Annotated in this window: 20 protein-coding genes; 14 read left to right on the plus strand and 6 right to left on the minus strand. The window is 73.8% G+C overall.

Annotated features, from left to right (window positions below):
• The first annotated feature begins 56 nt into the window (after nucleotides 1–56).
• Nucleotides 57–239 carry a hypothetical protein gene (locus SLP03_RS18505; protein WP_319461857.1) on the plus strand — a complete coding sequence of 61 codons (183 nt, stop codon included), beginning with the start codon at nucleotides 57–59 and terminating at the stop codon, nucleotides 237–239.
• A complete protein-coding gene (locus SLP03_RS18510) occupies nucleotides 215–823 on the plus strand; it encodes a nucleotidyltransferase family protein (RefSeq protein ID WP_413644552.1) in 609 nt (202 codons plus the stop codon). The genes SLP03_RS18505 and SLP03_RS18510 overlap by 25 nt, the downstream gene beginning before the upstream one ends.
• Here SLP03_RS18510 and SLP03_RS18515 read toward each other — a convergent pair.
• Complete coding sequence (locus SLP03_RS18515) at nucleotides 811–1947, minus strand: winged helix DNA-binding domain-containing protein (protein ID WP_413644550.1); 1137 nt, start codon at nucleotides 1945–1947, stop codon at nucleotides 811–813. The two genes, SLP03_RS18510 and SLP03_RS18515, sit on opposite strands and share 13 nt — an antisense overlap.
• Nucleotides 1948–2365: 418 nt before the next feature.
• Here SLP03_RS18515 and SLP03_RS18520 point away from each other — a divergent pair, with 418 nt between their 5' ends.
• Nucleotides 2366–2548, plus strand: coding sequence for a hypothetical protein (locus SLP03_RS18520; RefSeq protein ID WP_319461860.1), 183 nt, complete (start codon nucleotides 2366–2368; stop codon nucleotides 2546–2548).
• Between the two features lie 115 nt (nucleotides 2549–2663).
• On the opposite strand, the gene SLP03_RS31680 is transcribed toward SLP03_RS18520, so the two are convergent.
• Complete coding sequence (locus SLP03_RS31680) at nucleotides 2664–2945, minus strand: transposase (protein WP_413644551.1); 282 nt, start codon at nucleotides 2943–2945, stop codon at nucleotides 2664–2666.
• Between the two features lie 156 nt (nucleotides 2946–3101).
• Between SLP03_RS31680 and SLP03_RS18525 the strand changes: the two genes are divergently transcribed.
• The 4 genes from SLP03_RS18525 (at nucleotide 3102) to wrbA (ending at nucleotide 5885) form a co-directional block, all read left to right on the plus strand.
• Complete coding sequence (locus tag SLP03_RS18525) at nucleotides 3102–4337, plus strand: transposase (protein WP_319461861.1); 1236 nt, start codon at nucleotides 3102–3104, stop codon at nucleotides 4335–4337.
• 49 nt (nucleotides 4338–4386) lie between these two features.
• Nucleotides 4387–4635 carry a hypothetical protein gene (locus tag SLP03_RS18530; RefSeq protein ID WP_319461862.1) on the plus strand — a complete coding sequence of 83 codons (249 nt, stop codon included), beginning with the start codon at nucleotides 4387–4389 and terminating at the stop codon, nucleotides 4633–4635.
• Entirely contained in the window at nucleotides 4632–5000 is a 369-nt protein-coding gene (locus SLP03_RS18535; RefSeq protein WP_319461863.1) for a DUF3037 domain-containing protein, read from the plus strand. Before SLP03_RS18530 ends, SLP03_RS18535 begins: the two co-directional genes overlap by 4 nt.
• A gap of 267 nt (nucleotides 5001–5267) precedes the next feature.
• Nucleotides 5268–5885, plus strand: a complete 618-nt coding sequence (gene wrbA, locus SLP03_RS18540) for an NAD(P)H:quinone oxidoreductase (protein WP_319461864.1) — start codon at nucleotides 5268–5270, stop codon at nucleotides 5883–5885.
• Between the two features lie 70 nt (nucleotides 5886–5955).
• Here the strand turns inward: wrbA and SLP03_RS18545 are convergent, their stop codons facing one another.
• The gene (locus SLP03_RS18545; RefSeq protein WP_319461865.1) at nucleotides 5956–7929 is read right to left on the minus strand and encodes a chorismate-binding protein; all 1974 of its coding nucleotides are present in this window, start codon (nucleotides 7927–7929) and stop codon (nucleotides 5956–5958) included.
• A 261-nt stretch (nucleotides 7930–8190) separates the two neighbouring features.
• Between SLP03_RS18545 and SLP03_RS18550 the strand changes: the two genes are divergently transcribed.
• The 4 genes from SLP03_RS18550 (at nucleotide 8191) to SLP03_RS18565 (ending at nucleotide 13183) form a co-directional block, all read left to right on the plus strand.
• Complete coding sequence (locus tag SLP03_RS18550; RefSeq protein ID WP_319461866.1) at nucleotides 8191–9591, plus strand: gluconokinase; 1401 nt, start codon at nucleotides 8191–8193, stop codon at nucleotides 9589–9591.
• 106 nt (nucleotides 9592–9697) lie between these two features.
• Nucleotides 9698–12319, plus strand: a complete 2622-nt coding sequence (locus SLP03_RS18555) for a nitrate- and nitrite sensing domain-containing protein (RefSeq protein ID WP_319461867.1) — start codon at nucleotides 9698–9700, stop codon at nucleotides 12317–12319.
• Nucleotides 12240–12743 carry a zinc ribbon domain-containing protein gene (locus SLP03_RS18560; RefSeq protein WP_319461868.1) on the plus strand — a complete coding sequence of 168 codons (504 nt, stop codon included), beginning with the start codon at nucleotides 12240–12242 and terminating at the stop codon, nucleotides 12741–12743. The genes SLP03_RS18555 and SLP03_RS18560 overlap by 80 nt, the downstream gene beginning before the upstream one ends.
• Nucleotides 12744–12769: 26 nt before the next feature.
• On the plus strand, nucleotides 12770–13183 hold the full coding sequence (locus SLP03_RS18565) for a roadblock/LC7 domain-containing protein (protein ID WP_319461869.1): 414 nt from the start codon (nucleotides 12770–12772) through the stop codon (nucleotides 13181–13183).
• A 53-nt stretch (nucleotides 13184–13236) separates the two neighbouring features.
• On the opposite strand, the gene SLP03_RS18570 is transcribed toward SLP03_RS18565, so the two are convergent.
• Entirely contained in the window at nucleotides 13237–14724 is a 1488-nt protein-coding gene (locus SLP03_RS18570; RefSeq protein ID WP_319461870.1) for a GH1 family beta-glucosidase, read from the minus strand.
• 634 nt (nucleotides 14725–15358) lie between these two features.
• Between SLP03_RS18570 and SLP03_RS18575 the strand changes: the two genes are divergently transcribed.
• On the plus strand, nucleotides 15359–16246 hold the full coding sequence (locus SLP03_RS18575) for a phosphatase PAP2 family protein (RefSeq protein ID WP_319461871.1): 888 nt from the start codon (nucleotides 15359–15361) through the stop codon (nucleotides 16244–16246).
• Nucleotides 16247–16686: 440 nt separating this feature from the next.
• On the opposite strand, the gene SLP03_RS18580 is transcribed toward SLP03_RS18575, so the two are convergent.
• A complete protein-coding gene (locus SLP03_RS18580; RefSeq protein WP_319461872.1) occupies nucleotides 16687–17460 on the minus strand; it encodes a transposase in 774 nt (257 codons plus the stop codon).
• Nucleotides 17461–17477: 17 nt separating this feature from the next.
• On the opposite strand from SLP03_RS18580, the gene SLP03_RS18585 reads away from it, so the two are divergent.
• Entirely contained in the window at nucleotides 17478–19526 is a 2049-nt protein-coding gene (locus tag SLP03_RS18585) for a zinc ribbon domain-containing protein (RefSeq protein WP_319461873.1), read from the plus strand.
• Here the strand turns inward: SLP03_RS18585 and SLP03_RS18590 are convergent.
• Complete coding sequence (locus SLP03_RS18590) at nucleotides 19523–19975, minus strand: YbhB/YbcL family Raf kinase inhibitor-like protein (protein WP_319461874.1); 453 nt, start codon at nucleotides 19973–19975, stop codon at nucleotides 19523–19525. The two genes, SLP03_RS18585 and SLP03_RS18590, sit on opposite strands and share 4 nt — an antisense overlap.
• Before the next feature lie 101 nt (nucleotides 19976–20076).
• Here SLP03_RS18590 and SLP03_RS18595 point away from each other — a divergent pair, with 101 nt between their 5' ends.
• Nucleotides 20077–20748 carry a maleylpyruvate isomerase N-terminal domain-containing protein gene (locus tag SLP03_RS18595; protein WP_319461875.1) on the plus strand — a complete coding sequence of 224 codons (672 nt, stop codon included), beginning with the start codon at nucleotides 20077–20079 and terminating at the stop codon, nucleotides 20746–20748.
• Nucleotides 20749–20883: the final 135 nt, after the last annotated feature.

The following is a 20883-nucleotide window of genomic DNA, read 5'->3' on the forward strand; positions in this document are numbered from 1 at the left end:
GTCATTAACGGACAAAACCGGGCGAACGCCCGACGGGTGTGGATCGGCGGGGCCGCATGGACGACGTACTGGCCGCGGCGCGGGACTGGCGCCGGCGGGGCGTCCCGTTCGGACTGGCCACCGTGGTGTCCAGCACCGCGGGCGGCGTGACCGCGCCCGGCGACCTGCTGGCCGTGGACCCGTCCGGAGGCGTGCGCAGCGGCATCCCCGCCGGCTGTGCCGCGGGGTCGCTGCGGTGACCGTCGCCGGGCTGCTGCTCGCCGCCGGGGCGGGACGCCGGTTCGGCCGGCCCAAGGCGCTGGTCGAGCTGGACGGCGAGCCGCTCGTCCGGCGCGCGGTCCGCCTGCTCCGGGCCGGCGGCTGCGCGCCGGTCCACGTCGTCGTCGGCGCAGGCGCGGACGCGCTGCCCGAGCTGCCCGGGGCCGTGCTGGTCGACAACCGGCACTGGCGGGACGGGCTGGGCGGCTCGCTGCGCTGCGGCCTGGCGTCGCTGCCCGGGCCCGTCGGCGCCGCCGTGGTGGTGCTCGTCGACCAGCCGTCGCTCACCCCGGCGGCGGTGCGCCTGGTGTGCGCGGCCCACGCCGCCGGCGCGCCCGTCGCGGCCGCCGGCTACGCCGGGCGGGTCGGGCACCCGGTGCTGCTCGACCGCGCAGTGTGGCCGCTGCTCGACCGGTACGCGACCGGGGACCGGGGCGCCCGCGACCTCCTACGGGCCCGTCCCGACCTGGTGACCGTGGTGCCCTGCGACGGCCTGGGGTCACCCCGGGACCTGGACACCCCGGCCGACCTGGCCCGCCACGCGGCGGCCGGTCACCAGGAATGACGAAGGGGCAGGCCGAGGAAACGGGCGTACCCGTCCAGCGCCGCCTCGACCCGGCTCCGCAGCCCGGCGTCGAACGGGGCCAGCGGGTGCACCGTGACCGTGGCCCGGGTCCTGGTGAGGGTGCGCTTCCAGGTGCCCACCACCCGGCCCGCGCGGACGACCGTGGACTGGAAGACCCCGTTGCCGCCGGGGATGACCGCCTGCTTGTGGGCCGGGTCGAGCATCAGCGCCCGGTCCTTGAAGCCGAGCAGGTATTCGTCGAAGCCCGGCAGCACGTGCAGGTCGTCGACCGGTCCGCGCGGCGCGTCGAGCAGCGCCGCGTCGACGACGGCCTCGGTGTCGTCGACCCGGACGGTGGTGAGGGCGTCACCGGCCACCGCGATGCCCCGCCGGGCGTCTGCGGCGGTCAGCCCGGTCCAGCCGGCGAAGTCCTGCCGGGTGGTGGGGCCGTGGCTGCGGAAGTAGCGCAACGCCAGGATGCCCAGCGCCTCGTCGCGCTCCGGCCGGTGCGGGTCGGGCGCCCACTCGTCCAGCAGGGCGAACGTCTGCTCCGAGCCGACGTGCGGGGCGATGCAGGTGACGCCGCGCTGGCTGGCGTACCAGAGCAGGTGGTAACCGCGCTGGCCGGTGGTGTCGATCCCGGCCGCGGTCAGGGTGGCGAGGCACTGGGCGCGGGTGAGCCGGCCGCCGCCGGCCAGCGCGGCGCCCAGCACGTCGGCCGCCCGGTCGGCCTCGGCCTCGACGAACCCCAGGGCCGCCCGGCGGGCGCCGGCCGCGGCCAGCGTACGGACGCCGGTGACCGCCAGCATCCAGCGGGCGTCCCGGGCCGGTACGAGATGGACGGTGCCGCGCATCGGCCAGGTCCGCAGCGCCTCCCGACGCTCCAGCGCCGCCCGCACGTCGGCCAGGGTGCGCCCCGGCAGGCGGACGCCCAGCGACCACATGCCGCTCGCCACGTCCTGAGCCTGCATGGCGCCGAACCACTCGACCACCCCGGCCACGTCGTCCGGCCGGGCGGTCGGATGCGGGCGCAGCAGCAGGCTGGTCATCCGCAGGGCCAGCGCCTCCGCGCCGGTGAGCCGCACGTCCACGGGCCGCCTTCCGTCGATGGTGGCGGCCAGCATAGGCGGCCGGTCCGACGTTCCCGGCGGGACGCGAGCGGAGTCGTCGATCTTTGGCCGGAGATCATCCCGGTTCGTCGCGGATGTGCCGGTGGCGTTCGTCGAAACGGACAGCAGGAGCAGGTGCCTTGCCGGAGGCCCGGGCCGACGCATATGCGCCAGGGCAGCGGAGATGCGAGGCCCGCGACCGTCGCGAGGAGTGCGAGGTGTGGGAAGACAGCGTCCGGCGAACCGGCCCGTGGCGCCGGTCTGGCCGCGGCCCGTCCGGCGGCCCCGACCCGGGCCAAGACCAGCGTCGCGGCCACCTTCGGGCTGGTGTTCGGGGTGGCCGCGCTGCTCAGCGTGCTCACCGCGATCCTGGCCTCGGTGGGGCTGCTGCTGGGCATCATCGGCATCATCCTGGCTATCGTCGGGGCTGCGGATGAGCCGGCGTCCCGGGGTGACCGGGCGCGGCGTGGCGATCGGTGGCCTGGTCCTCAGCGCCCTGGCTGTGCTGCTCGGACTCGCGCTCGCCGCCGGCATTAGCACCTTCGTCAACAACCAGCAGGCGGTGGGCCGGCTGGAGAAGCGGGTGACCGACCTGCGGGACAAGCTCAACGACTGACCGCCGGCCCGTGGAGCGTCGGTCGGCGGGCCGAGCCCGACCAGGAGGTGCAGGAGCCGCTGTGCAACAGCGGCGGGCCGAACCTGGGGATGGACTCCCTGCCCGGCGCGCTCGGCTACCAAGATCGGGCCCGTGCGCCGCGCTTCGGGCGGGGTGAAGGCGGGGTAAGGGGTGCGCCGGCGACGGTGCCGGCGAAGTACGAGCGTGACCAGAGCCGGTCGGACTGGTGGTAGTGACGCTCGAGGTCGGGAAGCTCTTGCAATAGTCGGCGGGAGGAAAGGCCGTTGAGGGAGTTGACCACCTCGGCAGGGTGACCTTGCGTGGGAAGTTCACCAACAGGTGGACGTGCCTGTCCCGGCCGTTGAACTCGACCAGCTAGCAGTCGAAGTCGGCGCACCGCCCGCAGGTCTGGTCTCCTCCATACGGTTCAGGTGCCGGTCGACGAACACTGTTGTGCCGGGGCATTTCACGAAAATGGGCGTGCGGGAAGCGCAATATCAACCGACACGCATGTTAGCCATTTGTGTCGTAGGGCGATGGAAGGCTGTCCGATGTGCTGCTTCGGTACAACTACCGGGTCTACCCGACGCCGGGCCAGCAGGAGGCGTTGGCGCGGGCGTTCGGGTGTGCGCGGGTGGTGTTCAACGACGGGTTGCGCGTACGGCAGGCCGCCAGACAGAACGGCGAGCCGTACCTGTCGGACGGTGACCTGTCGAAACGGGTCATCACCCAGGCCAAGCAGACGCCGGAACGGGCGTGGCTCTCCGACGCGTCCGCCGTCGTGCTCCAGCAGGCCCTCGCCGACTTGAACACGGCCTACCGCAACTTCTTCACGTCACTGTCGGGCAAGCGCAAGGGCCGTACGGTAGCCCCGCCGAGGTTCCGGTCCCGAAAGGACAACCGGCAGGCCATCCGCTTCACGAAGAACTCCGGTTTCCGCATGTTGGACAACGGGCGGCTGCGCCTGCCGAAGATCGGCGACCTGGACGTGCGTTGGTCTCGGGCGCTGCCGGCCGCGCCCAGTTCGGTCACGATCATCCGGGGCGCGGCCGGGCGATACTTCGCCTCGTTCGTGGTGACCACCAGCGACGAGCCGCTGCCGCCGGTCGACGTCGACGTTGGTATCGACCTGGGTCTGACCCACTTCGCGGTCCTGTCCAACGGCAAGAAGGTGGCGGCCCCGAAGTTCCTGCGGCGCGCCGCCCGCAAGCTCAGGCGGTTGCAGCAGAACCTGTCCCGCAAGCAGCGGGGCAGCGCAAATCGCACCAAGGCCGTCGTCAAGGTCGCCCGGGCGCATGCCCGGGTGGCCGACACCCGGCGGGACTGGCAGCACAAGCTCTCGACACGGATCACCCGCGATAGCCAAGCGGTGTACGTCGAGGACCTGTGCGTGACCGGTCTCGCCCGGACGCGGCTGGCGAAATCCGTGCACGACGCCGGCTGGTCGCAGTTCGTGCACATGTTGGAGTACAAGGCCGCCCGGTACGGGCGGACCTTCGCCCGCATCGGTCGGTTCATGCCCACCTCACAGAGGTGCTCGGTGTGCGGCCGTGTCGACGGACCAAAGCCGCTGAGCGTCCGGTCGTGGACCTGCCCCTGCGGGGCTGTCCACGATCGGGACATCAACGCGGCCAGAAATGTGCTCGCGGCGGGACGCGCCGAGAGCCTAAACGCCTGTGGAGCGCAGGTAAGACCGGCACCCGTGCCGGCACCGCGCCGGGAAGCAGGAATCCACCCGGACGCTGTGCCCTGTTCCACGCGCAGCGTGGAGGGAATCTCTGTCCTTTAGGGCGGAAAGAGCGTCAATTCCACCACAACTGGCCCGGGCCGAGGCCGCCGTGCACCGGGCCTACCGGCCGACGACCACGTGCGCCCCGTACGCCACCCGGCTGGCCGACGCGGACGCCGAGCTGGCCCCGCGGATCGACCGCGAGCTGCTCACAGAGGTCCTCGCGCTGGTGCCGGGGGAGTGGTTGACTGGCCCGGACTTCGACACGCCCGACGCCGCCCGGGCGGCGTACGTGGACCACCTGGCCCGGCGGGTCGCGCGGACCGACGCCTGGCTGCCCGCCGGGAGCGCGGCATGAGAGAGCCCTTCGAGTACGCGGTGATCCGGCTGGTGCCCCGGGTGGAGCGCGGCGAGCAGATCAACGTGGGCGTCATCCTGTACTGCCAGGCCCGCGACTTCCTCGGCGCGCGTACCCATCTGGACGCCGACCGGGCGCGCGCCCTGGCCCCCGATGTGGACCTGGAGGCGGTGGCGGCGGCGCTGGGTTCCTGGGACCGGACCTGCGGCGGCGACGGGCCGGCGCGGACAATGAAGCCGGGGGAGCGGTTCCGCTGGCTGGCCGCCCCGCGGAGCACGATGATCCAGGCCAGTCCGGTGCACACCGGGCTGACCGCCGATCCGGCGGCGGAGCTCGACCGGCTGATGGACGCCCTGGTCCGCTGATCCCTGATCGCGCTACGCCAGCCTCGTCGCCGGCGGAGCGCGATCCCCCGTTCAGGTTCGCCGGTGTGGGGCAGCGGCAGGGTTCCGCCGACACCGGTGCGACCAGGATCCCCGGCGGGCGGAGCGCGGACACCGTTGCGGATCGGAACTTGCGCAAATCTTGAGCAGCCGCGACCTATCGACCTCGATGACTGTGCCTGGTGATCGTTTGACGCCGCAGGCAACGGGTAGTCGCCGGAGCTGATCCGAATTGAGGAGGAACGTCTGATGGATGGTCGGACCAAGGTCGCGGTGATCTACTACAGCGCGACCGGCATCACCTACCAGATGGCGCAGTCAGCGGTCGAGGCCGCCGGCGACGCCGGGGCCGAGGTGCGCCTGCGCAAGGTACGTGAGCTGGCGCCCGAAGAGGCGATCCGCTCCAACTCCGGCTGGCAGGCGCACCACCTGGAGACCCAGGACGTGATGGAGGCGCAGCTCGACGACCTCTCCTGGGCCGACGTGGTGATCTTCGGTTCGCCCACCCGGTACGGCATGGTCGCCGCCCAGCTCAAGCAGTTCATCGACACCACCGGCCCGCTCTGGGCCCAGGGTTCGCTGGTCAACAAGGTGTACTCGGCGTTCTGCTCGACGGCCACCTCGCACGGCGGCCAGGAGTCCACCCTGCTGGCGCTGTTCAACGTCTTCTACCACTGGGGTGGCATCGTGGTGGCCCCCGGCTACACCGACCCCAGCCAGTTCGTCGCGGGCAACCCCTACGGCGCCTCGCACACCAGCAACAACGGCGAGACCGCGCCCGACGACATCGCGCTCAACGCGACCGCGCTGACCGCGAAGCGCGCGATCCAGATCAGCACGGCGCTGAAGAAGGGCCTGGCCGGCTGACCCCGGCCGGTGGCGACCGGTGGCCGAACGGGGGCTCTCGGCCCGTCCGGGCCACCGGTCGCCCAAAGCCCTACCCCCGATCGGCCGGACCATGCCCGGTCAGTGCCGGATTGGCGAGCAGATGCCCGAGCAGGTCGGCCAGCACGGCCAGGCCGTCCCGGCTGAGCACCGACTCCGGGTGGAACTGCACCCCGGCGAAACCCGGGCCGCGCAGCGCGTCCACCGCCCCGTCCGCCGGGTCCCGGGACAGCTCCACCGGCCCGTACGCGGTGGCCACCCGGTCGGCGTCGGCGCGCGCCGTGAACGTGGAGTAGAAGCCCACCCGGCGGGTCGCCCCGAAGACCGTAACGTCCCGCTGCAGCCCCTGGTACGGCGCCTCCCGCCGGTGCAGCGGCAGTCCGAGCAGCCCGGAGAGCAGTTGATGCCCGAGGCAGACCGCCAGCGTGGGCCGGCCGGACTCCAGCAGGCCCACCAGCAGCGCCCGCATCGTCGCCATCTTCGGCGCGGAGAGATCGTCCGGGTCGCCCGGCCCGGGACCGACCACCACCAGGTCGTAGCCGTTCACCGGGCCGGGTTCCCGCCAGTCACGGCGGTCGACCCGCAGGCCGAGCGCGTCGAGCTGGTGGGCGAGCATCCCGGTGAAGGTGTCCTCACCGTCCACGATCAGCGCCCGCAGGCCGGTGAGCTCGGGCAGCGCGGACGCGCCGGGCGTGCGCTGGTCGAGCCAGAACCGGGCCAGCGGGGCGTTGCGGGCGGCGAGCGTGGCGCGTACCTCCGGGTCGTCGGCGAGCGACCGTTCCGAGTCGTGGCGCGGCGTCAGACGCGCCGAGCCGGACTGCTCGTACCGGTCCGCTGGGCGGGGGCCGGGCTCCGGCGCGTCCGGGCCGAGGCCGAGCGCGGCCAGCACCCCGGCCGCCTTCGCGTGCGTCTCCGCCACCTCGCCTGCGGCGGTGGAGTGCCGCACCAGGGTCGCCCCGACCGGCACCCGCAGTTCGCCGGCGGGAGAGAGCTCCGCGGTCCGGATCAGGATCGGCGCGTCCAGGGTCTGCCGGCCGGCGTCGTCCCGGCCGAGCAGCGCGAGGACACTGGCGTAGTAGCGGCGGCCGGTCCGCTCGTGCCGGGCGATCACCCGGCAGGCGTTCTCCATCGGGCTGCCGGTGACCGTCGGGGCGAACATCGTCTCCCGCAGCACCTCCCGGACGTCCCGCGAGCCGCGCCCCGCGAGCAGGTACTCGGTGTGCGCGAGGTGCGCCATCTCCCTCAGGTACGGCCCGACCACCTGGCCGCCGTGCTCGGCGACGGTGGCCATCATCTTCAGCTCCTCGTCGAGCACCATGTACAGCTCCTCGACCTCCTTCGGGTCGTGGAGGAAGCGCAGCAGCGCGTCGCGGTCCGCCGCCGCGCCGGTGTGCCGGAACGTGCCGCTGATCGGGTTCATCATGACGAGGCCGTCGTCGACGCTGACGTGCCGTTCCGGGCTGGCCCCGACCAGGATCCGGGTCCCGGTGTGCACCACGAACGTCCAGTACGCGCCGCGCTCGCGCAGCAGCAGCCGGCGCAGCGCGGCCAGCGCCGCCACCAGCGGCGGTCCCTGCACGGTGGCCCGCATGGTGCGGTGGATGACGAAGTTGGCGCCCTCGCCCCGGCCGATCTCGTCGGCGAGCACCCGGCCGACGGTCGCGGCGTACTCGTCGTCGCCGACGTCGAAGCCGGCCCCCGTGCTGCGTACCGGGCGGTCGGGCAGGACGTCGAGCACCTCGGCCAGCCCGATCCGATGGTGTGCGGAGATGACCAGGCACTCCAGCGGCACGCCGTCATCGACGCAGGCGAAGCCGCGCTCGCCGATCTGCCGGTACGGGACCAGGGCCAGCGTGCGCGGGCCGGGCGGGCCGTCCGGCAGCGGGATGTCGGCGAGCCGGTCGGCCGTGCGTACCGTGCCGGTGAAGAGCTCGAGGTGGTCGGCGCCCTCGCGGCGGACGAGCGCGAACGGGCCGGGGTCGACGCCGTCGGCGACGGCGGCGAGCAGGTCGTGCGGGCGGGTCATCGGGGTCTCCTCGGGCCGGGCGCCGCCGGTGGGGCGGCCCGGGATGCCGGGCAGAGACCGGCGGCCGCCTCGTCGGGCGGCCGCGTGGGAAAGCTACGCGCGGGGGTGGGCCGCCGGGTCGGCGGGCCACCAGCAGGACAGGTGCGCGGGCATGGCGATCACTGTACGCGACCGGACGGCCCCCGGGAACCCGATCGCCGCGCGACGGCGGAGTCCGGATCTTGGCTTCGTCGCCCGCCCTGCCGGGTAGGTTGACCGGCGATGGACATTCTTGCTCTCGACCTGGGCACCTCCTCCGTACGGGGACTCGTGCTGGACGCGGACGCCACTCCGCGGCCCGGCGCGCTGGCCCGGCGGAAGATGCGCCTGGTCACCGGCGAGGACGGCACCGGCACTCAGGACGGCCGCCGCTACCTCGCCAGCCTGGCGGAGTGCCTGGACGAACTGGCCGACGCCGGCCACCTGCGCGACATCGGGCTGGTGACGGCCTCGGCGCAGTGGCACTCGGTGGTTCCGCTGGACGCCGGCGGCGAGCCGCTCGGGCCGGTGCTGACCTGGATGGACACCCGGCCGACACCGCCCGCGGGCGTCGCCGGGCCGGCCGACCCGGACGCCTTCCACCAGCGCACCGGCACGTGGTGGCACCGCTCCTACTGGTCGGTGCGGCTGCCCTGGCTGCGGGAGCGCGCGGCCACCCCGGTCGCCCGCTTCGCCGGCCTGGCCGAGTACGTCCTCGGGGTGCTGCTCACCGAGGCGCCGATCTCCATCTCGATGGCCTCCGGGACCGGGCTGCTCGACCTGCGCCGGCTGGACTGGGACGCGGAGGCCTGCGAGCTGGCCGGCGTACGCTCCGGCGAGCTGCCCCCGTTGGCCCCGGCGGGATGGCGCGGCCGGCTGCGGCCGGAGCACGCCCGACGCTGGCCGCAGCTGGCCGGGGCCCGGTGGACCTCGCCGGTGGGCGACGGCGCGGCGTCCAATGTGGGCTCCGGCTGCGTCGACCCGTCCCGGGCCGCGGTCACCGTCGGGACCTCGGCAGCGGTACGCCTCATCCAGCCGGCGCCGGCGGGGATGGAGCTGCCGCCGCTGCCCGACCAGCTCTGGCGCTACCGGGTCGACCACGAGCACGTGGTGACCGGATCGGCGTACTCCAGCGGCGGGAACCTCTTCGCCTGGGCCCAGCGGGAGCTGCGGTTGCCCGAGGGCGCCGAGCTGGAGGCGGCGCTGTCCCGCCTGCCGGCGGACGGCGGGGTGCAGGCCAACCCCCGCTTCGGCGGTGACCGTCCGCCGGGCCTGGCGCCGGCCGGCTCCGGTGAGCTGCGCGGGCTCAGCTTCGGCGCCACCGCCGTCGACCTCCTCGCCGGGTTGATGACGGGTCTGTGCCGGCTGGTCGCCGAGGACCTGGTGGTGCTGGAGTCCGGCGTCGTGAAGCCGGCCGAGGTGGTGCTCGGCGGGGGAGCGATGGCCGCCTCGGCGTGGTGGCGGCAGGCGTTCGTTGCCGCGCTGGCGCCACGACCGGTACGGCACCAGCGGCATCCGGAGATCGGGGCGACCGGGGCCGCGCTGGTGGCGCTGGGCCGGGTCGCCGACGGCGCCCGCGTCGGCGGCATCGGCCGGACGGACGAGGCGGACGCGCCAACCGTAGCCAGCCCCCGGCCGGGCTGACCTTCCTCGTTCACCGGCCGGCCGGGGCCGTTGACACCGTACGACGGCCTGGTTGGATGGACTGCGCTCCCCGAGATGGCGGAGGCGAGGGACCGAGGAGGCATGTGTGGGCGCAGGTCCCGACCCCAGCGCGGGCGCGGTCTCGAACCACCGCCGCCGTCGGTTCGACGTCCGGGTCGTTCCGCACCGCCGCCGGTCGGCGCTGCGGCTGCGCGACTGGCGGATGGGCACCAAGCTCGCCACCGTGCTGATCATCCCCTCGGTCGCGTTCCTGGTCCTGGCCGGCGTGCAGACCCGGGCGCTGGTCGGGCAGACCACCGCCCTGAGTGACTTCGCCCAGCAGGTCGGCATCGGCCGGCAGATCACCGCCGCGGTGGACCGGATCCAGCAGGAGCGGGACCGGACCGCGGGTGAGCTGGCCGCGCTGCGCAAGGCCGCCGGGGGCGCCGAGCGGGACGCCGCGATCGCCGCGCTGGAGCCGCTGCAGACCGCCTCCGACCAGGCCCTGGCCGACCTGCGCGGGGCGGCCGCGCCGCTCGCCGACGCCGACGCCGCCTGGCGGGTCGCCTACTCCGAGGCGCTCGAGGCGTACGACCAGATCATCTACATCCGGGCGGCGGTGCCGCCGGCGGTGCTCAGCAGCGACACCATCCTGAGCAACTACCACCGGGCCATCGACGCCCTGCTCAACCTGCTGGCCGAGCCCTCGCCCGGCGACGACCAGCGGGTGCTCACCGACGTGGTGCTGCGCTACGTGCAGCTCTCCCGGGTCAAGGAGCTCTCCTCGCGGATCCGCGGGCAGCTCTACGCCGCCGCCCGTGCCGGCCGGTACGAGGTGGACGACCAGGTGACCCTGACCGACCTGCGGGCCCAGCAGCTGACCGCCCTGGGCGCGTTCCGGGTGGCGGCCACCGCCGACCAGGTCCGCCGCTACGACCAGACGTCGGCGGACCCGGCGTTCGTGTCGGCCACCCGGATGGAGGAGAAGACCCTCGCCAGCGGCGCGGCCCCACCGGAGCTGCTGCCCGCGACGCAGTGGTGGGCGGCCAGCCAGGAGCGCCAGGAGCTGCTCCGGCAGCTCGAGGGCGCGGTGCTCGACGACGCCGTACGCCGCGCCGGCGACGCCAGCGCGGGGCAGTTGCGGGACACCCTGCTGGTGGCCGGCGCCATCGTCGCGGTGCTTCTGGTCGCGGTGCTGATCTCGCTGCTGATCGGTCGCTCCATCGCCCGGTCCATGCGGCTGCTGCGCAGCCAGGCGCTGCGGATCGCGCAGGTCGAGCTGCCCGAGGCCCTCGACCGGCTGCGCGCCGTGGACAGCCCGGTGACCGGGATCGACGTGGCGCCGGCGGTGGTCCGCTCGCTGGACGAGATCGGCGAGCTGGCCGAGGCGTTCGTGGCGGTGCACCGTAGCGCGGTCAGCGTCGCCGTCGAGCAGGCGCTGATGCGACGCAACGTCAATTCCATGTTCGTCAACCTCGCCCGGCGCAGCCAGGTGCTGGTCGAGCGGCAGCTCGAACTCCTCGACGACCTGGAACGCGAGGAGAGCGACCCGGACCAGCTGGAGAACCTGTTCAAGCTGGACCATCTGGCCGCCCGCATGCGCCGTAACGACGAGAGCCTGCTGGTGCTGGCCGGCACGGAGTCCACCCGACGGTGGAACCGCCCGGTCGGCCTGGCGGCGGTGCTGCTCGCCGCCAGCGCCGAGATCGAGCAGTACCAGCGGGTCCGCCACTCCTCGAGCGCGGACCTGCACGTGGTGGGGCATGCCGTCGGCGACCTGGTGCATCTCTTCGCCGAGTTGCTGGAGAACGCGACCGCGTTCTCCCGCCCGGACACCACGGTCCGGGTCATCGCCCGGGCCGAGGGCCTCGGGGCGCTGGTGGAGATCGCCGACCAGGGGCTCGGCATGAGTCCGAGCGCGCTGGCGGAGGCGAACGCGGTGCTGGCCGAGCCGCCGGCGGCCGACGTCGCGGCCTCCGAACGGATGGGTCTGTTCGTGATCAGCCATTTGGGTGCCCGGCACCGCGTCCGGATCCGGTTGCAGGGCGGTCCGGACGGCCTGGTCGCCCAGATCCGGATCCCCGCCGAGCTGCTCGCGCCGGCGCCGGCTCCCGAGCTGGACGCGCCGGTCACGCCCCGGATGCTGACCACCGAGGTCCTCGCGGCCAGCCGGCCGTCCGCCCCGCCCGCCGTGCCGCCGGTGGCGCCGCCGGGGCGGGGCCGACCGGGGGCCCCGACGGAGCTGCCGGTGGCGGGTCGGCGGCCGGAGCCACCGGCGGTGCCGCGGCAGAGGAGGCAGGTGCCGGTCCGGGCCGAGAACGTGCTCACGCCGTCGGCGGGCGGGCCGGCCGCCGGCGGTGGCTGGTTCTCCCGGCAGGGGTCGTCGTCGTCGTCGACGCCCAGGGTCACCCCGCCGCCCGTCGAGACGCCGGTGACCGGCGGGACCAACGAGGGGGGCCTGCCGGTACGGGTGCCGATGGCGCAGCTCGCCGCGGTCACCCGGTCCGCCCGCCCCGACGAGCCCACCCCGCGCCACGACCCCGATCCGGACGCGGTCGGCGGCATGCTCTCCCGCTTCTACGGCGGGGTGCGGCGGGCCGAGGCCGAGGAGACCAGAGAGTTGATCATGCCGCCCATCGGCGACCGCAGTGAAGGGGTGGCCAGCAGTTCCGCCGCGGACCGAGCCCGCCGGGCGGTCGAAGTCGCTACCGGGGGCGAGCCAGCGTGAGGATCATGCAGGCGTATCGGTTCGCGCTCGACCTGACCCCGCGGCTCAAGTCCCGGCGCCGCTCGACCCCTGGAACGGCGGCCGGATGGTCGTGGCCGACCGCTGGTATCCGTCCTCAAAAACCTGCTCGGGCGGCGGCGCGGTGAAAACCAAACTGACCCGGTCCGAGCGGACCTGCACCTGCACCGTCTGCGGCCTGACCCTCGACCGGGACCTCAACGCCGCACGTAACCTCGCCGCACTCGCGGCTGAGGTGAACACCGCCGGGAGTGGCCCGGTGGCCGGACGTGAAGCCGACCGTAAGACCCGCCAAGGCGGGCCGGTGGCCGTGAAGCGTCAACCCGGCATCGCTTCGGCGAGCAAGACCGGGACCGTCCCACCGCAAGGCGGGACATCCAATCACATGCTCACCAAAGCATCATGAGAGGAAACGGGACAACAATGATGACGTTGAGCCAGGAGGCGCGTGACCTGAGTTGGCTGGTGAACGCGTTTGCCGAACGGGTCCCCGGGGTGGCGCACGCGGTGGTGGTCTCCTCCGACGGGTTGCTGGTGGCGCTCTCCGCCCACCTGCCCCGCGACCACGCCGACAAGCTGGCCGCGGTGACCTCGGGGCTGATGAGCATCACCGCGGGCGCCGCCCAGATGTTCGACGGCGACGTCGTCAAGCAGACGGTCGTGGAGATGGGGCGCGGGTACTTCCTCGTCATGCAGATCCGCGACGGCTCCATCCTGGCCACCCTGGCCGGCGCCGACGCCGACATCGGCGTGGTCGGCTACGAGATGGCGCGGTTGGCGAAGCAGGCCGGCGAGATGCTCACCCCCGCGCTGCGGGCGGAACTGCAGCAGGCCCTGCCCCGCTGACCGGGACGACCGGGCCGGGGGCGGACGCCCCGGCCCGGTCGCCGGCGCGGCGCTCAGAGACCGTTGTCGCGGATCACCGTGCGGTACCAGTGGGCGCTGCGCTTGAGCACCCGACGCTGCGTCGGGTAGTCGACGTAGACCAGGCCCCAGCGCTGGTCGTACCCCTCGGCCCACTCGAAGTTGTCCAGCAGCGACCAGACGTGGTAGCTCTCCAGCGGCACCCCGTCGGCGATCGCCCGGTGTGCCGCGGCGAAGTGGTCGCGGAGGAAGTCGATCCGGCGGGAGTCGTCGACGGTGTCGTCGGGGCCGAGCCTGTCGGGGCAGGGCAGGCCGTTCTCGGTGATGGTGAGCGGGATCCGGCCGTAGTCGCGGGTGACCCGGGTCAGGATGTCGTACATCCCCTCGGGGTGGATCTGCTGCCAGTCCGCCTCAGAGGTGGGCCAGCGGCGGACGGTGTCGCCGGTGCCGGTGACGTAGATGGGCGTGTAGTACTGCACCGCGAGCAGGTCCACCGGGCTGGCGATGACGTCGAGGTCGCCGTCGCGGATGCCGGCGACCATCCGGCTGTCCGGGCCGAGGTCGGCCAGCACGTCCTGCGGGTACGAGCCCTTCAGGACGGAGTCGAGGTAGAGGCGGTTCTCGTAGCCGTCGTACAGCCGGGTCGCCGCGGCCGCCTCCAGGCTGTCGTCGGCCGGGTAGCAGGGGTGCAGGTTGAGCGCCGGACCGATCCGGCCGGCCTGGCCGGTGGCCCGCAGCGCGCGCACGGCCAGGCCGTGCGCCAGCTGGAGGTGGTGGGCGACCAGGTAGGCGGCCTGCGGGTCCTGCCGGCCCGGCGCGTGGTGCCCCCACAGGTAGCCGTTCTGGACCACGGTCTTCGGCTCGTTGATGGTCAGCCAGACCGGGACCTGGTCGCCGAGGGCGCGGAAGACCGCGTCGGCGTACTCGGCGAAGCGGTGGGCGGTGTCCCGCGACTCCCAGCCGCCGGCGTCCTGCAACGCCTGCGGCAGGTCCCAGTGGAACAGGGTGGCCATCGGCGCGATGCCCCGCTCGTGCAGCCCGTCGACCAGCCGGCGGTAGAAGTCGAGGCCGCGCTGGTTCGGCTTGCCGGCGCCGTCGGCCTGGATCCTCGGCCAGGAGATGGAGAACCGGTAGCTGCGCAGCCCGAGGCCGGCCATCAGGTTCAGGTCGTCGCGGTAGCGGTGGTAGTGGTCGGCCGCGACGTCACCGGTGTCGCCGTTGCGGGTCCGGCCGGGGGTGTGGCTGAAGGTGTCCCAGATGGAAGCGCCCCGGCCGTCCTCCTTCGCCGCCCCCTCGATCTGGTACGCCGACGTGGCCGCGCCCCAGCGGAAGCCCGGCGGGAACCGCAGCGGTCCGCGCGGTTCGGGGCTGCTCTCCCGGTCCGGGGTGCTGTCGCAGCCACCGGCGGCCGTGGCGGCCACGACGGCCGGGACGGTGCCCGCGAGCCCGGCGCGGGCCGCTCCGGCGGCCGTCGCGGACAGGGCGGCGCGGCGGAGCAGGCGCCGTCGGATGAGTATCGACATGGGCGTTTCTCCTCGGAGGAAGGTGGCCACCCGACGGCCGGGAGCGCTCCCATAATAGGGCAGGCGCTGCCACGCCATGTTCCCGCGGGGGCCGGGGCTCTCGGGGCGCGGGCTCGACCGGGACGGCGGCCGGGGTACTGGAACCTGTTCCCCAACGGGTGACCGCTCCTGGCGGACGGGCGGCCGGCCCCGCCCGTCCGTCAGTCCGACCCGGCCCTGGGGGAACTGGAGACACCCGGTCGGCGGACGGCATGATTCCCACGGTCAGGCCGGGTGGGCCGGCCGTCCGGCCGACGCAGCGGACCAGCCGGCCCACCACTCCGTTCGGAGACGAGATTGCCGCGAAAAAGCCCGCGAAAATGGGGGCGGCACGGGATCACACGGCGGCGGTGGACGGAGTAACGTACGTCACAAGAGAGGCCGCTCCCCCCGTGGCGGCCTCTCTTTTACGTTCCCGCGCCCGGCAGTCCCGATCGGACGGCGCCCCCCGATGCCGCAGCTCCGCGCACCCGGCCGGCAGCGGCCCGGCCCGCGCTCCGCCCGGTCGTCCCCGCCGCCTCGCCCGGGCCGCCGGACCATCGGCCGTCCTACGCCGCGGTCCCGCCGAGCGCCGACGCGGGCCGGCCGCTACGGTGTGCGGGTGCGGGAGACGGCGAGGGGTTGGACGGCGGTCTGGTTGGTCGTGCTGGCCCTGGTGCAGGCGGCCGCCTTCCTGGTGGTGTGGCGCTTCGCCCTGCACACCGAGGTCGGCCAGTGGCTCGACACGGTGGCGCTCACCGGCAACCGGATCGGCCAGGAGCGGATCGACGGGCCGGTGGACCGGATCCTCAACGCCATGTCGGCGGTGTCGCTGCTGGTGGCCACCGCGGTGATCGGCTTCATCGCGCTGATCCGGGGCCGCAAGGCCCTGGCGGTGACGGCCACCCTGCTGATCGCCGGGGCGAACGTCAGCACCCAGCTGCTCAAGCACTTCCTGACCCGGCCGGACTTCGGCGTCGACCCGGAACGGGCGGCGGCGGGGAACAGCCTGCCCAGCGGCCACACCGCGGTGGCCGCCTCGGTGGCGATCGCGCTGATCCTCGTCCTCCCGCGCAAGGTGCGGGTCCTCGGCGCGTTCCTCGGCGCCGGGTACGCCGCCGCCGCCGGAGTGGCCACCCTCTCCGCCGGCTGGCACCGACCGAGCGACGCCGTGGCGGCGTTCCTCCTGGTCGGGGCGTGGGCGGCGGCGGCCGGCCTGGTCCTGCTCTTCTTCCAGCGGGAACGGGCGACGATCTCCCCCGAGGACGCGCACCGGGTCGCCGCGGCCGTGCTCGGCCTCGGCGGGTTGCTCGCCCTCGTCGCCTCCGGGCTCGCCCTGTCCTGGCTGGTCGACCTCCCCGAGGTCCCGGCCGATGAACTGTCCCGCCGCAGCCTCTTCGTCGGGTACGCGGGCAGCGCGGCCGGCATCGTCGGGACGATCGCCGTGGTGGCCGCGCTGGTTCTCGCGACGGTCCACCGCCTGGTGCCGCGGTACAAGGGATAGTGCGGTGTCCACAATCGTTGGCCGGGTTGGTCGGGGTTGGGGAAAGTGTGGTTGGGGTGGTGTTGGCTTCGGTTCGTGCTTCGCCGTGGGGATCCCGCCGCCCCGCGGGTCGTGCATCGCACCGCGCGTGTCGCGTTGCGGGTGACGCCGGGGCAGCCCTGCTGTGTGAGGCCGGCGGCCAGCATCGCCACCCGCATCCCGGGCGGCGGATCCACCACCCCGGCAGCTGTCGTGCTGCCGGAGGTGGTCACGCACCGTCGAGCCGGCCGACACCTGCTCGCTGCCGGCCGGTCCCGGCGTGACCCCCGCCGCCCATGGGTGGCGCGAGGATCAGTTGGCCCGCGGAGGCCCGCCCCACCAGCCGGTGGGGAGTCGCTCGCCCAACAGGCGAGGATCCGCGACACCCACCGGAGACCCGGTGAACGTCAGTTGACACCGCACTAAGAGTTGAGTCGCAACTGGTCGAGGCGGTGGTTGTAGATCGCGACGGCGGCGCCGATCACGTGGTCGATCTGGTCGCCGCGGCGGCGGATCTGCCGCAGCATCTGCCAGTCCTTGAGCCGGGCTATCACGTGTTCGACGGTGGCGCGGCGACGGCGGTGCCGTCGCCAGGCGTCGTCCCGGATGATCCGGCCGTTCTGGTGGCGGGTGGGTGTGGTCACACCAGGCAGTGACCGGTAGGCGCCATCACCAAGGATCTGCCGCGGCGCCGCGGCGAGCAGGCCGGGTTGCGCGCGGGCGACGACGATGTCGTTCCGGTTCCCCGGCCAGGCGACGCCTGCGGCAACCACGCTTCGGTCGCAACGGCGGACGACCACCTGCAGGTTCACGCTGCGCCGGTAGTTCTTCGAGGGCGCTGCACGCTGCTGGTCGTGGGCGGGGATGAGGGTGCCGTCGATGATCCACGTGCACCGCCGGCCGTGGCCGGGCCGGTGCCGGCTGCGGGGCAGACCGGCGAGCACGGGTAGCAGGTGCCGCAGGACCCGCACGACCATCGCCTGGCTGATGCGGAACACGGCGGCGAGCGCCCGGGTTGTCAGGTTCGTGCGCACCGCCGCGCAGGTGACCAGGATGCGGTCGGTGAGGGACAGCTTCCACGGCCGGCCGGTCGTGGGCGGTAGCGCTGCGGCGACACGGACGACGAGAGCCGACAGTTGCGGACCAGTCAGGCTGGTGAGCTGCACCAGGTTCTGGTAGCGGCGGCTGATGCACATGTGTGGATCTTGGTCGTATGCTGCCGTGTACCGGCGCGGTGCTGCGCATGCGGGTGGAGGTGACGGGAACGTTGACGGCAGAGCCAACCGGCGCCCGGCGCACGCGGGGCAAGTCGAAAGCGAAGAACTGGCGCCGGGACAAGGACGCGCCGACCGCGGTGATCCGGCTCGAGGTGGATCTGACCGAGCCCGGCCGCCGGCGCCGGGTGTTCGGCATATTCGCCGCCGAGTTCCAACTGCGGCGGGCGTTGCAGCGGCAGGCCCGGGCACGGGTGGACGCGTACTGGGCCGCGCACCAGCTACGCGCCGAGGGCAGCCCGGCCGAGGCGCGCCGCCGGTTCCGGCTGTCCCGGACCGCGTTCGAGCAGGCGGCATACCAGCACCTCGAAGAGTCGGTGTGGCTGCGCCACCATCTGACCAAAGCCCTGGCGATGCACCTGGCCGACGAGGTCTGGGAGACGGTCGACCGGCACCTGTTCGCCGACGCCACCGGCCACCGGCACGGCCGGCCGAGGGTCGGCACCTGGTGGGATTCGACCCGGATCCCCGGCCGGGCCCGCTCGCACACGAAGTCGCGCACGTGGGAGACGTTCCGGCTGGTCGGCTCCCTCGACGGGCACCGCACGGCGTTCCCGCCCCGTGACCCGGAATCCGCGCTGTCGCAGCCGGCTGTCCTGCCGGCACCGGAGCGACCCGCCGGCTCGGCCCGCTGGTGGGCGTACGACGGGCCGCTGGCGGTGGTGTTCACCGGCTGCGGTCAGGACCTGGTCCTGCCGGTCCGGCTGCCGCAGGGTGCCGGACAGCAGGGCCGCCTGGACCACTTCCTCGGCCGACCCGACCAGTGGCACAAGATCGACCTGGTGCGGGTCGAGGACCCGAAGGCGCCCGGCGGGTGGCGCGTCTACGCCCATTTGATGATCCTCGACCAGGGCTGGACCAGTCCCGCGGTCGCCACCCGGCGGGCGGCCGCACCCCGGGACCGGGTCGGCGGCGTGGACGGTAACGTGTCCAACCTGTCGGTCGTCTCCATGCCCGCCGACCCCGGCGCCCCTGGCGGCCTCGCCGCCGGCCAGGTGACCGTCACCCCGGACCAGCGCGCCGCGGCGGAGAAGGCCGCAGTCACCGCCCGCCGTCGGCAGCGGGCCCTGGACCGGTCCCGCCGCAACAGCAACCCCCACCAGTACCAGCCGTCCGTACGGCAGCAGAAGCGCGCGGCCCGGCGTGCCGGCGCCGGCCTGCCGGCGAGGAGCGTCGACCTTCCCGGCGGCGCCCGTGTATCAGACGCGGCCGGCCGGCCGAAACAGGCGTACCGCTGCGACACGCTGTCCACCACCTACCGGCGCACCCGCGGCCGGCACGCCGCCGACAGCCGCTCCGCGTCGCAGGCGAGACACGCCCGGTCCCGCGACACCGCCCGCAGCATCGTCGCCGTGCACGGCCCGTACCTAGTCGTCGAGCACACCGACATCCGCGCCTGGGCGCGGCTGTGGGGCCGCGCCATCGCCCTGTTCTCCCCGGGCATGCTCACCACCGCGCTGAAAGCCGAGTGCGCGGTGGCCGGTGGCCGGCTGCTACGGGCCGGAACCCGGCAGACGGCGCTGTCGCAGCAGTGCCCGTGCGGCCGCCGGGAGAAGAAAGCCCTCGGCCAGCGCACCCACACCTGCCCGGCCTGCGGTCTGACCGGGGATCGGGACCTGGTCGCCGCGGCGATGGCCGCCTGCGTCCGCCTGACCGACCCCGACCAGCCGGCAACGGCCTACATCGATGAAGACTTCCGGGCCGCGCTCGCGGCCCGGGTGCAAGGGCAGCAAGAGGCCCTGGCCCGGTCAACCGTGATCACCCTGCCCCGACCCCACGGCCGTGGCACGGCAGGTGCGACAGCCACCACCCTGGTGGCCTCTGCCGGACGAAAGACCCGACCACGGGACACCCCTGATGAGAACGAGCACCTGGTACGCCGGGTGCCACGGCCACGCAGGACCACCCAACCCAAGCAGCCACACCCGCCATCGGGTCTAGCTGGGCCGGGCCGTGAGCCGCAACAACCGTTACGACTCAACTCTTAGCGGTAGAAGGTGCCGACCATGGTGCCGCTGGCGATCTCGCGATCGGTCAGCGCCCGGTGCACGTCGGTCGCCTGGGGCGCCTCGGGCAGCTCAAGCGGACGCTCCAGCGCGTAGAGCCGGAAGAAGTACCGGTGCGGGTCCTCGTGCGGTGGCGGATGCGGGCCGCCCCACCCGGTCGTGCCGAAGCTGTTGGGCCACTCGCGGCCCCCGTCGGGTGTCGCGCCCTCGGCGACCCCGCCGGACTCGGGCGGGATCCCGGTCACCAGCCAGTGCAGGAAAGGAGCCTTCCCGGCGTCCGGGTCCTCGACGATCAGGATCAGCTCCTCGGTCCCGTCGGGGACCTCGGACCACTCCAGCGGCGGCGAGAGGTTTCCGCCTTCCCGGGAGAAGCGTCCGGGTAGCAGGTCGTGATCATTGAACGCGGTGCTGCGCAGCATGATGCCGGCCATTCGACGCCCCTTTCGTCCACCGGCGCGTACCCGGCCCGGGGGTGCCGAAACGGCCGCGTGAGAAGGTACGCCCGGCAAGCCGGATGATCGGGGGAGAACAGATGGACGAGGTGCGGGCGGCGTTCCGGGACGAGTGCGCGCGGCTGGCGGAGATCCTGCGGGGGCTCGCCGAGGCGGACCTCGACCGGCCCACGCCCTGCCCACCCTGGACCACCCGGGACCTCGTGGCGCACGTCCGCACCGGCGCCGGCCGCCTCGTCGACATGCTCGCCGCCCCCGCCCCGGACCGGGCGGAAGTGGACGCGGCCGGCTACTTCGGGGCAGCCAAGTTCACCCCAGAGGTGGACGGCGCCCGGATCGACAGCGCCAGGCGGGAGGCGCGCGAGCGGCCCGGCGTACCGGAGGTGGCGGCGGACTTCGCGCAGGCCTGGCGGGCCACCGACGAGGCGGTGGCCGCGCAGCCACCGGGCCGGCTGGTCCGCACCCGGCACGGCGACGCGATGACCCTGACCGAGTTCCTGCGTACCCGGGTGGTGGAGGTCGGCGTGCACGGCCTGGACCTGGCCGAGGCGCTGGATCGGCGGCCCTGGTTGACCCCGACGGCCGCCGCAGTGGTGGTCGACCTGTTGACCGGGGGCCGGCCCGTCCCGGACGGGCTCGACTGGGACCCGCTGACGGTGATCCGCAAGGCCACCGGCCGGGCCGGGCTGACCGACCGGGAGCGAGCCCTGGTCGAGGAGGCCGGCTTCCGCTGGCTCGCCTTCGGCGGCTGACCCGGCGCGGCCGGTCGTCGTCGCGGTCGCGGCAGCGTTCCGAAAGGTCCGGAGGCCGCGCCCGAGGGCGCCGGGGTGTCGCGCGCTGGGGCATGTGTATGCGGCGAGCGACATGCCTGAGAGGCATGAATATGT

The sequence above is a fragment of the Micromonospora sp. RTP1Z1 genome, assembly GCF_033804685.1.
Taxonomy (GTDB): domain Bacteria; phylum Actinomycetota; class Actinomycetes; order Mycobacteriales; family Micromonosporaceae; genus Micromonospora.

What these genes read in the sequence shown, in the direction of transcription:
- SLP03_RS18505 (WP_319461857.1), top strand. Translation starts at nt 57, where the DNA reads ATGGACGACGTACTGGCCGCGGCGCGGGACTGGCGCCGGCGGGGCGTC.
- SLP03_RS18515 (WP_413644550.1), bottom strand. Translation starts at nt 1,947, where the DNA reads ATGCTGGCCGCCACCATCGACGGAAGGCGGCCCGTGGACGTGCGGCTC.
- SLP03_RS18520 (WP_319461860.1), top strand. Translation starts at nt 2,366, where the DNA reads ATGAGCCGGCGTCCCGGGGTGACCGGGCGCGGCGTGGCGATCGGTGGC.
- SLP03_RS18535 (WP_319461863.1), top strand. Translation starts at nt 4,632, where the DNA reads ATGAGAGAGCCCTTCGAGTACGCGGTGATCCGGCTGGTGCCCCGGGTG.
- wrbA (WP_319461864.1), top strand. Translation starts at nt 5,268, where the DNA reads ATGGATGGTCGGACCAAGGTCGCGGTGATCTACTACAGCGCGACCGGC.
- SLP03_RS18545 (WP_319461865.1), bottom strand. Translation starts at nt 7,929, where the DNA reads ATGACCCGCCCGCACGACCTGCTCGCCGCCGTCGCCGACGGCGTCGAC.
- SLP03_RS18550 (WP_319461866.1), top strand. Translation starts at nt 8,191, where the DNA reads ATGGACATTCTTGCTCTCGACCTGGGCACCTCCTCCGTACGGGGACTC.
- SLP03_RS18570 (WP_319461870.1), bottom strand. Translation starts at nt 14,724, where the DNA reads ATGTCGATACTCATCCGACGGCGCCTGCTCCGCCGCGCCGCCCTGTCC.
- SLP03_RS18580 (WP_319461872.1), bottom strand. Translation starts at nt 17,460, where the DNA reads ATGTGCATCAGCCGCCGCTACCAGAACCTGGTGCAGCTCACCAGCCTG.
- SLP03_RS18585 (WP_319461873.1), top strand. Translation starts at nt 17,478, where the DNA reads ATGCTGCCGTGTACCGGCGCGGTGCTGCGCATGCGGGTGGAGGTGACG.
- SLP03_RS18590 (WP_319461874.1), bottom strand. Translation starts at nt 19,975, where the DNA reads ATGGCCGGCATCATGCTGCGCAGCACCGCGTTCAATGATCACGACCTG.
- SLP03_RS18595 (WP_319461875.1), top strand. Translation starts at nt 20,077, where the DNA reads ATGGACGAGGTGCGGGCGGCGTTCCGGGACGAGTGCGCGCGGCTGGCG.